General features: G+C 52.9%; 11 protein-coding genes. 1 reads left to right on the plus strand and 10 read right to left on the minus strand.

All coding sequences use genetic code 11. The features are described 5' to 3' along the window. Window positions 1–56: 56 nt before the first annotated feature. Together DAQ1742_RS19660 and DAQ1742_RS19665 are read right to left on the minus strand one after the other, a co-directional pair. Window positions 57–2,498, minus strand: coding sequence for an ADOP family duplicated permease (locus DAQ1742_RS19660; RefSeq protein ID WP_035339020.1), 2,442 nt, complete (start codon window positions 2,496–2,498; stop codon window positions 57–59). Window positions 2,499–2,501: 3 nt separating this feature from the next. Further along, window positions 2,502–3,209 carry an ABC transporter ATP-binding protein gene (locus DAQ1742_RS19665; protein WP_035339018.1) on the minus strand — a complete coding sequence of 236 codons (708 nt, stop codon included), beginning with the start codon at window positions 3,207–3,209 and terminating at the stop codon, window positions 2,502–2,504. A gap of 593 nt (window positions 3,210–3,802) precedes the next feature. On the opposite strand from DAQ1742_RS19665, the gene vfmE reads away from it, so the two are divergent. Further along, window positions 3,803–4,366 carry an AraC family transcriptional regulator VfmE gene (gene vfmE, locus DAQ1742_RS19670; protein ID WP_035339016.1) on the plus strand — a complete coding sequence of 188 codons (564 nt, stop codon included), beginning with the start codon at window positions 3,803–3,805 and terminating at the stop codon, window positions 4,364–4,366. A 69-nt stretch (window positions 4,367–4,435) separates the two neighbouring features. On the opposite strand, the gene DAQ1742_RS19675 is transcribed toward vfmE, so the two are convergent. From DAQ1742_RS19675 to DAQ1742_RS19710, 8 genes are all read right to left on the minus strand, one after another. Next, a complete protein-coding gene (locus DAQ1742_RS19675) occupies window positions 4,436–5,467 on the minus strand; it encodes an alpha/beta fold hydrolase (RefSeq protein WP_035339014.1) in 1,032 nt (343 codons plus the stop codon). Next, entirely contained in the window at window positions 5,454–6,809 is a 1,356-nt protein-coding gene (locus tag DAQ1742_RS19680) for an MATE family efflux transporter (RefSeq protein ID WP_035339012.1), read from the minus strand. Before DAQ1742_RS19680 ends, DAQ1742_RS19675 begins: the two co-directional genes overlap by 14 nt. Window positions 6,810–6,832: 23 nt before the next feature. After that, window positions 6,833–7,441 carry a VfmB protein gene (locus tag DAQ1742_RS19685; RefSeq protein ID WP_035339010.1) on the minus strand — a complete coding sequence of 203 codons (609 nt, stop codon included), beginning with the start codon at window positions 7,439–7,441 and terminating at the stop codon, window positions 6,833–6,835. Continuing rightward, the gene (locus DAQ1742_RS19690) at window positions 7,431–7,694 is read right to left on the minus strand and encodes an acyl carrier protein (protein ID WP_035339008.1); all 264 of its coding nucleotides are present in this window, start codon (window positions 7,692–7,694) and stop codon (window positions 7,431–7,433) included. Before DAQ1742_RS19690 ends, DAQ1742_RS19685 begins: the two co-directional genes overlap by 11 nt. 12 nt (window positions 7,695–7,706) lie before the next feature. Further along, entirely contained in the window at window positions 7,707–8,696 is a 990-nt protein-coding gene (locus DAQ1742_RS19695) for a 3-oxoacyl-[acyl-carrier-protein] synthase III C-terminal domain-containing protein (protein WP_180706194.1), read from the minus strand. Window positions 8,697–8,945: 249 nt separating this feature from the next. Next, on the minus strand, window positions 8,946–13,415 hold the full coding sequence (locus DAQ1742_RS19700; RefSeq protein ID WP_035339006.1) for an amino acid adenylation domain-containing protein: 4,470 nt from the start codon (window positions 13,413–13,415) through the stop codon (window positions 8,946–8,948). A gap of 255 nt (window positions 13,416–13,670) precedes the next feature. Further along, on the minus strand, window positions 13,671–14,363 hold the full coding sequence (locus tag DAQ1742_RS19705) for an HAD family hydrolase (RefSeq protein WP_035339004.1): 693 nt from the start codon (window positions 14,361–14,363) through the stop codon (window positions 13,671–13,673). 10 nt (window positions 14,364–14,373) lie between these two features. Next, window positions 14,374–15,324 (minus strand): pseudouridine-5'-phosphate glycosidase, encoded by a 951-nt coding sequence (locus DAQ1742_RS19710; protein ID WP_035339002.1) that lies wholly within the window; start codon window positions 15,322–15,324, stop codon window positions 14,374–14,376. Window positions 15,325–15,679: the final 355 nt, after the last annotated feature.

Consider the following 15,679-nt stretch of genomic DNA (forward strand, 5'->3'; position numbering starts at 1 on the left):
GTATCCTGCCATGAGCGCACGCACTGGCGCTACCAGCAGAACACCTTCACGTCAGATTATTCGTAACGGATCGCATCACCCGGCTTCATCATGATGACACGGCGTGAAGGGATCCAGGTGGCCAGCGCGACGATAACCACGATGAAGAGTGCGACACCGACAAACAGCAAGACGAAATTGCCTCCGCCATCGCCATACACCCGGTTAATTTTAGGTGCAGCAAAAATCGCCAATGGTAGCCCGAGCGCCAAACCCGCGAACAGTTGCCTTAGCCCGGAAAACATTAACATGCGCAGCAAACGAGCGGGCGTCGCCCCCAATGCCTGACGAATGCCTATCTCCTGAGTACGCTGATTAATGGCATGCTGTGTTACGCCATAAATACCACTGGCAGCCAGCACCATTGCTGCTGCACCAAAGAGCAGAAAGAGATTGGTGACAAACTGAACGCCAACCGTGTTGCGAGTAAGCTGGTCAATCAAGGTTTGCGGCTGAGAGTGGTCTATCATCGGCTTAACCTGGTTTAAGGTTTCCGCCAGCGATGATGAAAACCGTAACGGCTGTGACGCTTTAAGCATAACAGTCAGCGGTTGATTGGTTTGACGCAGTTGCAGCAATGAACGATACACCGTTGGTCGGGTTTTAAACTCACTAAAAGGGCGACCATGAATGACGTGAGAAACCACGCCGACTACGGTAAACCAGCGATAATCGTCACCATCACGAAAGCGTAGCCGTTTACCAATGACATTTTTTTCATGTGGCCAGTATTTATTAGCAAAAGACTCGCTAACGACCGCAACAGGCAACGTATCATCGGTATCTGTGTGGGAAAACGCTCGCCCGCTTGCCAGTTTGACGCCTATCGCAGCCAGACTCCCTGGCATCACCCGCACATCATTGACCAGCGAATAAGCCTGAGCTTCCTGCCCGGAGACCGTTCTGTCCTCGGTCACGATTTGATGTGGCAAGGTAAATTGCCCGGGTGCGCTGGATGTCAGCGCCGCCGCCTGAACCCCCGGCATAGCGCTGACCTGATTCATCAAATTCAGATATAACCGCTGGCGGCTCTGGTCATCAGGGTAGCTGTCTTTATCAACCGTTATCTTTGCCACCAGAAAAGAGTCTATCGGTACGCCATAATCTGCCCGCGTAGCACGCATGACTAATAGCAAGAGCAGCACACTAATACAAAGAATGGAACAAGACAGCGCCACCTCAACAATAACCAGCGTGCGGCTAAAACGCCCCACGCGGCGACCCTGATCGCTGTTAGCGCCATCACGCAAGGCATAGGCAAATTTACCATTGGCAATTTTCCATGCAGGTAACGCACTGGTGATAAGTGATGTCGTGATAATAAGAATCACGGCATCCAAAATCACATTGCCATCCAGCGACAAATGCCACCAGACAGGCACTTTATTCGGCACGAATTTAGGGAAAATATAGTTAGTTATCTCAAGCCCCCATGATGCCAGCAAGACACCGATGACACCGGCAACGGAGCTTATAATGAGACTTTCCCATAACATCTGCATGACCAGCCGGGATGTCGGAGAGCCTAACGCAACGCGAATAGCAATTTCTCGTGACCGCTGATTTGAGCGCGCCAGCAACAAATTACCGACATTAAAACAGGCGAGCAGCAGGATAAATCCAACCGCAGACAGCATGACAAAAAATGTCTGTGCTGTTTCTTCCCCGGTAAAACTCTCCTGAAAAGTAAGAACTTTCGCTGAAATACCTTTATTAATTACAGGGTATTGACGCGCGATATCCTGCATCAATCCATCCAGTTCAGCATTGGCTACCTCTGCGTTAACGTTTCTTGCCAAACGGCCGAAGACAAAAACCTCAGGTGCCTGTTCCCTCGCAGAAAATTGCACGGGTTCCAGATGAGAAGGTAACCAAAGATCATGGTAAAACGGGAAAGCGAATCCCTTGGGCATCACCCCGATAATACGGGTGCTGTTGCCATTAATTTTAATAATTTGGTTAAGAATATCGCTACGGCCATTAAAATAGCTCTGCCATAACACATAGCTGATTACCGCGACATGTTCTGCATCAGACTGCATATCCTGCGAAGAAAACGCCCGCCCCATGAAGGGAGATACGCCGGTATAACTGAACATCTCCGGCGTATTGTACACCGCGATATAACGGGCCGATTTTTCACTATCTTTCATATCAACATATTCGGCATGAAAATAACTGACGTCCGTCAGTCCGGTCATTTTCTGTCGAATATATTGATAATCGAGGAAATTTATTCCTGCATCATTCAACGCCTCACTGTCCATTTTCGGCGTCACCATCACCATCCCCTCACCTTTCGGATAGGGCAGGGTTTTATACATAATGGTGTTAATCACTGAATACATATACAGCGCCAGGCCAAGCCCACAGGCCATCACGGTAATGGTCAGTACGCTAAATCCCGGGCTTTTCAGCAACAGACGCAGGGCGTAACGAATATCAAACCAAAAATTCATGGGTTATACCGCCTGCCGCAACTGTCCGTTTTCGCCATCCGCCACCACTTGCCCGTCAGATAGCACAATGGTTCGCTGGGCACGCATTGCCGAACGCGGATCATGCGTCACAATACAGATGGTCGCCCCATCCTGATGTAATTCATCCAGAATATTCATCACAGCCTCTGCGTTGGCAGAATCCAGATTACCGGTCGGCTCATCCGCCAGCAGCAGAGAAGGCCTGCCGACAATCGCACGCGCCACCGCGACCCGCTGTTGCTGGCCGCCAGACAGTTGCGAAGGATAGTGCCTGACCCGATGAGACATATTGACCTTCTCCAGTGCCTGAATCACCCGCTCTTTTTGCTCGGCACGAGACAAGTCATTACGGTAGGTGAGCGGCAAGGCAACATTTTCAGCAATTGTCAGGTCACTAATAAGGTTAAACGACTGGAAAATGAAACCGATTTCCCGGTTACGCAACCGGGCCATTTCCCGACGGCTGATACGCTCAACATCCGTGCCGTTGAGCCGATACTGCCCCTCATTCGGTGTATCCAGCAACCCCATTATCGACAACAGCGTCGATTTCCCACACCCGGATGGCCCCGCGATAGAGACATACTCCCCCGTGTGAATAGAAAGGTTTATCTTGCTAAGGGCATGCGTTTCGATTTCATCGGTAAGAAAAATTTTATGCACATTATCAAGTTGAACCAGCACCGTCATGGGAAATCCTCAGTGTATAAATAGAGTCAGCCTTCCTGAGGCCGAGGGTATTTTACAGACCGCTGCATACCCACATTTATCTCTGGTTTTAAAAATCGCTTACTGACATTAAAAATACTGGCAGGACGATAAGCTCACCGGTCGTCTGTCCCTATCATGCAGCGCAGAGACCAAAATCACAGCACAAATCATGCCAGCCAGTTGCAAGTAACCGGTTACAGGCAAAATTTATACCGCTTATCCGCCACGGCCCCACAGAAATCCCCGTTTTTTTTCACCGCCACACGCCGCAGACCTCCGCCCTGACTCAATGCGCCCCCGCCGAGCCTGCCATTTGCGAGACGGAAAATCCCATATCTGAAACCCCGCCATCCCAATAATGGGATGAGTTACGGTTATTCGTAATCATTTATCTTTAAAAACAACACCATAAAAGCTGGCACGCAATTTGCGAAAGACAGGCTGTGTTGCACGGTAATTAGACAGACGACACAGCTGACAAGGGACAATAATTAACCATCGATTTCGCCGCTGTACGGACTTTTTTGACTGAGCCAGACCAGACACGGGGAATCTATTTTGGGGATGACACCATGAGCCTGCAAACGACTTACGCCCATACACTGGATAACGACATATTCAATAATAACCTGATTCAGGATATGTACCGCCGTCACCCTAACCTGCGCAAAACGCTGGCTGCCAATAACAAAGCCACCAGCCTGGCTGGTATTATTGATTACATCATCGACAATATTGGCAACAACATCACACTGGAAGACCTGGAAGCCGTCAGCGGTAAATCCAAGTTTGATATTTGCCGCCTGTTCAATCAGGTCTACAACATTACCCCAATGCGCTGGATTTGGCGGGTGCGCCTGACACTGGCAAAAGAAATTATTCACATCTCGCCGAACTGGTCACTGACCGATATTTGCTATGCCTGCGGGTTTTCATCCCTGCCGCATTTTTCACGCTGCTTTACCAAAACCTACAATATTCCGCCGCTGAAATACCGCAAAGCCGTCTCTCAGGAAAGAGAAAACGAACTCCCGCGCACCCTGAGCAACATGAGTTTCGATATCATCTTTGGCAAGCAACGCCATCTGTTTTCCCGCCATGTCCTGCTGGATAACATTCAAAATCTCTGTAACTGAGCCTGACGACGCCATCCTGGCCTGACCGAGGATGGCGCACGCCCGATGAGTGGCGCTCACTGCGCGGGGTTAGCCAGCTGTTGACTCGCCTTGATTCAGTTGCCTTAGCCCCGCTTCAGTTCCGTAGTCTTGAGCCAGAAACATTACAATACGCTGATGTACCTCGGCACTGCGCAAAATGCCAAGATGCCCGAGCCCTTCGGTATAAAACATTTCGCTGTCGGCAAACGCCTGATGGATCACTTGTGCCATATCCGGGTGAACGCGCGCATCCCGCCGGTCATGGCAGATAAGCACCGGACATGTGAGTGAGCGGTAAAGCTCAACCCCTACCTTATCGGGATGCAGGCCAAAACGGCGCGCGTACAGTTCTTTCATTGGTATGGCCAACGCCGACGATACCGATGCGCCAGCGAGAAAACGGTCAATCATCTGGCCGAAATTATCCGGGCTTGCCAGCAGCACCAGCCGTCTGGCAGCCAGCCCCTGAGCCAGCGCCAGACTACACACCAGCCCGCCGCTGGAGTGGCCGACTACCGCCTCAAACGGGCCATAATGCCGCGCCAGCTCAATCAATAATGCCGCCAGTTCATAGTTAGATACCCGCTTCCCGTCAGATAACCCGTGTGCCAGCAGGTCGGGCATCACCACAGCGTAGCCTTGTGCTTTTAGTGCCTCGCAGAGCGGGCGAAACATAATGCCTCGCCCTTCCCAGCCGTGAACCAGCAGCACGGTTTTTACCGGCTCGCCGACATCCGGTGCCCAGTGAAACACGCACACGTTCTTGCGCTGAAAACGCAGCGTGGTTTGCTCAAACCCGGCCAGATAGTCTCTGTCCATCTGCTTGTAGGAGATATAACGCGTGGTTTCAAACAAGCTCAGCAAATAGCGCGCGGCCAGTTGCAATGAGCAGCGCTCAAGCAGCCACAAATCGGCCAGCCGCAGCGCCCGGCACAGGCGAATATAGTGGGTTTCCGGCGTAATCTTCACTTTCAGTAACAGCGACGGGCGACGCTTTATTTTCACCAACAGCCGGTAATAAGTGTAGTGAATGACGGTTGCCAGCCACATCAACGGGTAGCACAGGTTATACAGCAGCATCCCGCTCTCCCAGCCCTTTAGCCAGTAGCCGGTATTCACGTAAAAATACCGTAGCGTACAACAGGTTAAACAACACTATCAGTAACGCAATCAGGCGGATATTATCGAAATAACGTGCTGCCACCAACGCCACGGCTACCATCGATAACTCCAGCAGTACGGTAAATAACAGTACCCGCCTGCCGCGCCCGAGTTGCTCAAGCAGCGTTTGCAATGCCGCGACCAGCGAGGTGAGAAAGAAGGTCGGCAACAGTAAAACCAGCAGTGTCTGACTGGCCAGGCGGATCGTCGCATCATTGGAGAATCCCGCTAAAATGCCGCTGCCAGCCCAGCACACCCCCAATGTGAGTAACAGATAGACCAGCGCAATCACGCCAACGCCGTTATTGAGTAACCGCACCTGCAACGACACAGCATGCGTTTTCAAACGCTGGTTGAACAAAATGGCAAGCGCTGAACCGATGGCCACCGCCGGAATGATAAAGAACGCGCGCAACTTAATCACAATCAAGAACGCAGGCAGGTAGCCTTCACCCAGTTTCGCAACCAGCGGAAAGAGCGCCATTGAGCTGAAAAATACCACCAGCATCGAGAAAAACACCGGGATACCGGCATCCGCCAGTAACGCTATCAGGCGAGGAATAAACGCACCGGGGCGATCATCCGGTACAGGAACCGCCGCCCGGCGCAGCGCTATCACCGCCCACGGTAGCAGCAGTAACGCGGGCACGCTGTTGGCCAACAGCACCGCATCAAACCCTAACTGATAGACATGAAACCCGAGATAACACACGGCGGCATTGAACAGCACATAGCCACACATCAGGCTCATGGCCTGCACCGTCCGGCCCTGACCACGCAACGCGGCATTGACAACTTCGAGGGCCAGAAAAGGCGTCATGGATACCAGATAGCCTGGAGCCGCGCTGCGCATCAGCGAGAGATCGGTGCTATTCATCCAGTGCGCAAGCGGTGTCGCCAGCAACCAGCACGCCCCAGCCACCAGCAGCGTCGCCAGTACCCCCACTACCGCCAGCAAAACACTGCTGTGGCGGATACGCTGGCGCGGCCAGTCATGGCGCGAACGGGCGCTAAATACCTGATTAGTAATCGCCAGACACTCCATAATGGCGATAAACAGAAAGTTGAAAGGCTGTAAAAAAGAGAGCGTGAGCAACGTCTGACTCTGCGCGCCGTTACCCAAAATGGCAATTTGCAGGTTCTGCGACAATGACACCACCACGGCAGTGATCATCATCGGCCAGGCCAGCGCGAAAAGATGCCGGATATCCCCGTTAGCCGCCGGCGCAGCACGGGATACTCCGCGAGAGATAAAACTCATCGTTCCCTATCCTTGTGTGATGTTCAGGCCGCCACCAGACAACTTGCTTTGCCATAGACGCTATAAAGCATCATGGAGAAATAAGACAGGCTATGGGTATTACCGAGCAGGAAACCATGCCCTCCCATCATCTTTTCCGCTTCATTGTTTAACTGGGTTATCTGGTAGTGATCATCTTCAAGGCCAGCCCAATCGGCCTGCTGTAAACGCAGATGCTGCTGCTCCAGCAGCAGGGCGGCTTTACCTGCCACATCGGCAAAACTGGCTTTGATCAACTGGTGGCGCGTGGTTTTACTGCCAAAACTGCTGCGCTGGGACAAATGCTGCCAGCTCATTGCCTGCATCCGTGCCAACAGGCCAAGACGTGCGGCGCACACCAGCACCGGAAAACAGGCGGGCAGCACCCGCGTCTCGTGGCTTTGCACCACTTCCAGGCCAAGGTGATTGAGCACGCGGTCAAACAGTGGCTGTTGCTGGCCTTGCAGCGAGAGCGCGTTGCTCGCTTTAATCTGATAACCGAGCGGATGAACATAGCCTGCGGCGGGCGCAGGCTGGAGCAGGCAGGCCAGCGCCTCGTCCAGGGGGTTATCTTTGAAAGCCTGCCAAACCTGGGTGAGCTGTTCAGCTGACATGCCGCACCTCCAACACGTTAGCCTCAAGCCAACCTATCAGGCTGGCGACCGTCGTAAACGCATCCATATTGATTTGATCTGGGTCGAACAACAGCCCGTCAATTTTATCTTCGAGCGTAAGTAAAAATTGCACGAACATCACGGAGTCCAGGTCGAGATCGTTATCAAAATCCGTATTCTCATCAATCTCCAGCGTGTCGTTTTCCATCACTTCGCGTAATGCCTGTTGAATAATCGTGAATACCGTGGACATGCCTGTCTCCTGTTAACTGTCAATTTGCTGTATCAGTGCGCAGGAGAGCGTGACGCCCATCCCCATTGAAAAACAGAAATAGTTTTTTGCGCTACCGGTGGTCTTTTTCATTAATGAAGAAAAGTTAAACAATACGTCCGAACAATACAGATGCCCGTAATCAGACACTTGCTGGCTGAATAACCGCTCGCCCATATTCAGGCGTAACGCCATCTGATTTAACAACGGCACATTCAAATTGCAGGGAACGAAATAATCTATTGCATCCATGCTAAGGCCGCTCTCCCTGACGCCCTCTTCCACAAAAAGGCATAACGCATCCAGCAGGCAACCGTTGAGCTGTGCTTTTTCCTGCCGGCTCATCTTGCCGGGGTTTTGATAAAACTGGCTCAGATGCCTGACGGCCGTAAACGTCACCCGATAAGGGCTCATGTTCGCGTTAAACAGCGCCGCGACCGGTAATTCCCCCTGAAGCCCGACCGCAAAGCGGTTGATTTCCGGGTGGAACGCTTTCTCACCGGTTAACAGCAGCAGGGGGCGCTGGCGATAGGCCACGCACTGCCTGACCAGATGCACCGCCGATAATGCCGATGCACAGTGATTCAAACTGAATGTTACTGCTTCCCACTGCGTTAGCTGCTGGCGATGGAGCATCTCATCAAGCCAGGGGCGGTCAAACAGCGTGTTGTGCGTCTGTGTTTTTGCATAAACCAACAACCCGCCTTGTTCGCGCAGCGAAGGCCAGTCTGCCAGCAGCCCGGCGACCGTCTCCTCCAGCATATGCTGATGGCTGGCCGGATGCATCGGCACCGTACGCAACCGGTAGAGCTTCTCCATCACCCGCCGCTGCCCGTCACGCAATTGATGAGACGCACCCAGCTCTCCCAACGGGATACGCCGAATCCTGTCTGGCACGGCGTGATAGATAGCATTCAGGCAAAACAAGTCGGTTTGCGATGACGTTCGCACCATTAATGCCCCAATTACGCCTATAACTGACATTTCTCGACACTTTGCCAACACGCAGATTTTGTTTTTATCCGCAATTGCCGAAGCGGTTTTTTCAGCATGCTTTTCGTTTCAAAAATGGGATTACGTGGGTGAAATATGGGATTGTGCCGCAGAAACAGCAAAAAAATCGGCCCGATAGTGGGACACCCCCTAAAGAGTATGGGGGAGTATCTGAAATGCAGTGCTCCCCACCAGGTGAGGAGCACATACCGGAGAGATAACCCACTCTCCCGCCGTCCCTTAGCCCGCCTGCCGGGCCGCCTGTAATGGGTACTGCAACACCTCAACCAGTTCGGCAATGCCCGGCGCTTTGAGCATGCTGTAGTGATCGGCGCGCAAATCCATCACCGTGGGCACCTGCACAGAGAAACCGCTGTGGCTTTCAATGAACGAGTAATCATCCCCCTGCGCTTTAAGAATCGTCACCGGGGCCTTCAATTGCCGTTGCTGCAACTCACTGAAGGTGTAAGTGAACTCAAAGGTTTGCGCCACAACCCGGCTGATACGTTGTACCAGTGCGTCAGTAAGCGTCGGGTTAAGCCCGGTGATGAAGGCCACAAACCCTGCCTCATCGCGCACCGATGCCAGACACTGCTCCAGCGCCGGATCGGTAATGCTGCCCATGAACACGGAAAACAGAATCGTCAGGTAGTCCGGGTTATCGAAGTCGGCCGAGCGGCTCTGGGCAATCATGCGGTCGTCGCGCAATTTCGGTGAGCCGGGAGCCAGCAGGAACACGCCTTCAACCACCTCACCACGCTGCTCCAGTTGCCAGGCGGTTTCAAACGCCACTCTGGCACCAAACGAATAGCCCCAGAGCGTGTAAGGCCCGTGCGGTTGATGGGCGCGAATCAGTTCAATATCGCGCGCGGCCATCTCGCTGATGGTGGCGTAAGGCGTTTCGCCGGGGTTTATCCCTTGTGCCTGAATGCCGAAAAATGGCCGCGCCGTACCTAACTGCTGCGCCAGCAAACGCAGGTTCATACAATAACCGCCAAGCCCCGGCCAGCAGTAAATCGGAGCCTGACGCCCTTTTGGCTGCAACGGCACCAGGCGGGATACCGGCTCTTGCTGCTCACGCCCCAGACGGGCTGCCAGTTTCTCAATCGTCGGAGCCTGAAACAGCACCTGCAACGGCAGGTTAACGTTCAGCGTGGTATTAAGCGTATTGATAAAGCTGACAGCAATCAGCGAGTTACCACCGGACTCGAAGAAATTGTCATCCACCGACACCTCATCACGCTTGAGTTTCGCCTGCCAGATAGCCATCACCTGACGCTCAAGTGCGTTACGGGGTGCGACATGAGTCTTTTGCACCAGAGCAACATCGCGCTCTGCCAGCGCTTTCAGGTCAACCTTGCCGTTGACCGTCAGTGGCATGTCGTCAAGCAGCAACACTTTATTCGGCATCATGTAATCGGGCATGAACGAAGCCAAATCATCACGGACTATCTCCGCAGGCCCTTTCATGTGCACGGTGTCTTCCCGCATGCCTTCACTGTGTTTTTGCTCATCACTGATGCGCCCGCCGATAAAGAAATAGTACGGCCCGGTGCGCTGCCCCAGAATTTGCCAGAAACGGCGGGCCGCAGGCAGATCATGACCGGTTTCCGAGCTGTAGCCGGAAGACATCAGGCCAATATTCAGGCCATTCATCTGTAACTGCTGCAATTTACGCCCGACATGTACATACCCCGGCCAGCCCTCGCGGCGGCTGGCAAGGCTGATGCCAAAAGAGCTGCGTTCATACACCGCCTGATTGATGGCGATAACCTGTTTTTTCTCAATCACGTCGGCGGCCAGATAGCGCAGTTCGCCATGCTGATAGTGATAAGTGCCAGCAGGCAGGCCAGCGACCGGAACCTGCGTCGTCTGAACATAAATATCCAGGTCGTCATCGGTTGGCAGACGCGGGCCGGACAACACATCACACGCGCCCAGATAGTAGTCCTGTGCGTCAATGGCCAGCGCCGCCGGGCCGGTTGCCGGGGTATCGCACACCGCTACCCCTAACCCTTGGTCCGGCAACACATGGTCTAACATACCAATGATGTGCCCCATCTCCATTTGCAACACTTCCTGAATGTTGTTTTTGTAGATAGGTTCAATGGCACTTTTTTTACCGACGAAATGCAGGCGCAGGCTGCCTGGAGCAACCGACACCTGCTCACTGAGGCGAATCAGTTGATGGTGCACCGGCTGGTAGTAATAGTGTCCGGCAGATAAACCGGCGATGGCATTCAGCTCCAGATAGACCTGTGTGGCGTACAACGCCCCCGGCGAGGCATAGGTGTATTTGGGTAATAACCGCTCGGTACTGGTGAACTGGCCAAGGTAGCGTAAAACGTAACCCAGCTCCTGCCACGTCAGGCTCTCTGGCTGGCGGGGCGTTACCGTCAGCAGTGGCGCGCGCAGCAGTGCCAGAATATCCTCACGGCTCGCCGCACCGGCATCATAAAAGCGATAGGTTTTGCGCGAAAAGGCGGTGCTGGCCTGCTTTTCATCCGGCTGCTTACCGGGGAGCGCCAGCGTATAAGGCTGGCTGTCAGCCGGAAATTCCCGGCAGCCTTTGTTCTCCAGTTGCATCATCACCTGCGCTTTATTCGCCTTGGATTGATGATGTGTGCCGTGATTGCCTTGATCCATCAGCGCGGCCTCGCGCGCATTAAGCTCAATAAACGCAATCAGGTTCTGATAGCCGGTGAACGGGTCTTGTTTGAGAATAACCGCGGCCGTTTTTACCCAGTGGTGGGTTTCAATCGCTGAGCGAATTTCATCGAGCTCGATACGATAACCACGCAGCTTGACCTGATTATCGGCCCGGCCAATGTACTGCACCGTACCATCGTCATTCCAGCAGGCCAGATCGCCGGTTTTATAGAGCCGGGCCAGCGGGTCAGCATGGGTAAACGGGTCAGCAATAAAGCGCTCGGCGCTCAATGCCTCACGATGCAGGTAGCCACGCGCCACGCCCTCTCCGCCGATATACAGCTCCCCGACCTGCCCCAGCGCCACCGGCGTCAGGCAGTTATCGAGAATGTAATAACGGGTGTTTGCCACCGGCTTACCGATGGATAACGTATCAGGCCCGGCGTTGAGCCGCTCACGCGCCACCCGAAAGGCCGAACTGTTGATGGTGCACTCGGTCGGGCCATACAGGTTGATGAGCTCACATTCGGGCAGAGAATCCAGGCAAGCCTGCGCCAGATGTTTTTGCAACGCCTCACCGCCGCTAAAAATTTGCCGCAGAGCCCGGCACTCGGCCATGCGCTCAGTGTCCAGCAGTGCCTGCAATAGCGTGGGAACGCATTGCAATGTGGTGACCTGAAATTCCGCCAGCATGTCTATCAGTTGTTCCGGGTTGCGATATACGCCCGGTTCCCCCATAACCACCTGACAGCCACACGCTGGAGCCAGAATCTCCCATTGCGCGGCATCAAAACTCATCGGTGTTTTTTGTAAAATCACCGTCTCTTCGTTCAGTGCAAACGTCTCTGCCAGCCAGCACATTTGATTGCGTATGCTATGGTGCTCAACCATCACCCCTTTGGGTTTACCGGTGCTGCCAGAGGTGTAAATCACATACGCCAAATCGTGCGGGTCAATCGCCAGCGCAGGCGCTTGCGCTAACACATTCCCTTGTGCATGTATAAACGCCTCAACATCCTGTGGCGTGACCACTGTTACCCCCGGCGGGGCCAGCGCCAGCAGGGTTTCACGTAAATGTGGTTCGGTAAAAACGAGGGTGGTACGGCTGTCTTCCAGCATATAGGCCAGCCGCTCTTGCGGGTATTCCGGCGACAACGGCAGATAGGCACAGCCGGCCATGAGAATGCCCCAGGCCCCCGTCATCAAGGCCAATGAGGGCTCAACGAACAACCCGACACACGGATTATCTGCGGTGGTATTGGCCCGCAAATAGTGAGCCAGCGCGCCGGCTTGCTGGTAGAGCCCGGCGTAACTCAGCGCATGTTCCCGAAACACCACCGCGGTTCGCAACGGATGCTGCATGACGCGCTGTTTTAGCTGATCAACCAGATGTACCGGTCCGGGCCAGTGCCGGTCGGTCTGGTTAAAGTCATGCAATACGCGTTGCAGTTCGGTGTCATCCAGCAGGCGGATGTCTCGCAGCGTTGCCGCCGGATGATGGGCGATAAAGGTGGTGATCAGTTGCCAAACCGCAGGCAGGCGCTGCATCGCCACGCCAGAAAAACGCTCGGGGTTAATACGCAGCGTCACCCTAAAGGCTTCGTCACTCTCATGCACATGGCACGCTATCGCCCGCACCGGGTCATTATCTTGCGGCGGCTGCCAATAAAGCGTCAGGTCAGCTACCTCGTGCAGCGAATGGTGATCCTTGAGTGTTAACAGGCTGGCACCAATAGGGTTTTCATCAGACACCCGGTCAGGCCTTAACCAGGCCGCAATAGCATGGCTAAACCCGGCCAGTGCCGTGGTGCTATTCACATGCAGGTTTAACGCCAGCATGTGTTGCTGAACACCGGCAATACGTTGCCAATCGTTCTGTTCTTGTTGTGGTAGCGCAAAACCCACTATCAATTCTTCATGCCGGGTAAGGCGCGATATTGCCAATATTAATGCCGACAACACATAACGGCGTTGTGACATGGCATCATTGTCTGGCAGCAATCCTTTATTCAATACCAAAACAGGATAATTAAAAGCGTGATACGAGATGTTGTTGTCCATTACAATTCTCATGCCTCTACCAACAGATATATTATCAGCCCATTAGCATTTTAAAAATGCGACGAAGCCGGTTTACACACAGGGATAAAACCTTCAGAAAAATATTTCTCCTGCTCAACCCTCATATTTCAACACTGAAAAATCATCGTATAAATTTATTCCAAACTCACGTTTCCAATACATCATCGGGAATAGAGTCATACGACCCGGCAATGAAATCATCATTATTTAAAATCAAGAAAAAAACATATTGAATCAACAATAAGACATCGGGGAAGAAGGTAAGGTTAATAATGCGTGGGCAGCCCCGACTACCTCACTAAATGTATCGACAATGAGCTGCGGCTGTGCCGTTTCTAATTGAAAAACAGAGTGAATACCCCATGTCACGCCAATTGCGGACATTCCCGCCTGCCGGGCCATGAATAAATCATGTGTGGTATCGCCTACCATAACCGTCGTTGCCGCCTCAGCGCCGAGGCGCGACATGGCCAGCAGGCCCATTTCCGGGTCAGGCTTAGGATGTGTGACTGAATCGGCTCCCAAAACCAGATCAAAGAACGACCACAACCCGGCCGCCTCTAATAATGCCTGCGCGCTGGTCAGCACTTTGCTGGTCGCCACCGCCAGTGAATACCCCTGGCGCTTTAACAGCGTAAGTCCATCAACCACACCGGGAAACACCAGTTCCCTTGCGCGTGGCAATACCTGCTCACGAAAAGCGGATTGATAGCAGCGTACCGCCACCGCCACCTGTTCATCGTCAGGCGCAATCGCTAACAGTTGTGCAAACGCATGCTCCAGCGGTAAACCGATAGTGGCGCGAATTGCTCGTTCATCCTCAAACGCAATGCCCATACTGTGCAATGCGGAAATAAACGCACTGACAATACCACTCGGGGTATCAACCAGCGTGCCGTCCAGATCAAAAATAACCAGTGGCTTCATAGACATGTCCTTATGCCGGTTGCTGTTGCCGCAAATACTCAGTATGCGCACAGGCCAGTTTACCGGCCAGTGCAGCGGTGCTAATCAGCACCGACATATTGGCTTTTACCGTACGCCCTTGTGTTGCTTTCGCCACCGCCCGCATCAGATAAGGGGTTGCACCTGGCCCGCGCACACCTTCTTGTTCCGCCTGTAACGCGGCTTCCCGAATAATGGCTTCCACTTCATCGCTGTTAATGGCGTCCTTTTCATCGATAGGGTGAGAAATCAGCACCGAACTGCGATTGCCTAATGCCCAGTGTAATTCAACAGCGCGGGCAATCGTGGCGGCATCATCTACCCGGTGCGGGCTGGGAAAACCACTTGAACGGCAATAAAAGGCAGGAAAATCATCAGACTGGTAAGAAATAAGCGGCACACACTGTGTTTCCAGGTATTCCAGCGTCAGGCCGAGATCAAGAATACTTTTCGCCCCCGCACACACTACTGCCACCCTGGAACGCGTGAACTGAATCAGGTCAGCGGAAATGTCCATCGACTTTTCCGCGCCACGGTGTACGCCGCCAATCCCCGCCGAGGCAAAAAAAGGGATGCCAGCAAGATCGGCCGCCACCAGTGAAGAAGCGACGGTTGTCGCCCCCCTGCCGCCCTGGGCTAAAATAACCGGAATGTCACGGCTACTGGCTTTGGGTACACCTTTGCTCGACGCAAAACGGTCAATATCCTCATCCGTCATGCCAATCAAGAATTGGCCGTTTTCGATGCCAATCGTTGCCGGTATTGCGCCCTCAGCACGAACAGCGGCCTCAATTCGGTGGGCGGTCGCTACATTTTCAGGGTAAGGCAAACCGTGGGCAATGACGGTAGACTCCAGCGCCACTACCGGTTGCCCCGTATGTAACGCCTCTTTTACCTCATCACTAAATCGCAACAGTCGATGTGACAAATCCTTTTTAGACATACGCTCTCCTTATCCTGATGTCATTTTCAGGCTCTCACCCATGTTTAATAAGGTGAGAGTATCTTCCTGTGTTGGGTCAACTGATAGGGTGATAAACCCACAGTTTATGAATAACTTACCCGATTAGCGCTAATTTAAGCCTTGATGATAATACATCCTGATTTATCACCACATAATACCCGCATTAAAAAATGACGGATATTATTGTGCCTTATCATTTTCCATTAAATAAAAAAACACGTTGGCTGTCTGCAAGATATTAGCTATCGGTATGATAATTTAAATATATTACCTTTATATTATCTTATGTGACTTTTTCATGATAATAACCAGATCATCGCTTAACTGAAAGACC

Source organism: Dickeya aquatica (genome assembly GCF_900095885.1).
Classification (GTDB): Bacteria; Pseudomonadota; Gammaproteobacteria; order Enterobacterales; family Enterobacteriaceae; genus Dickeya; species Dickeya aquatica.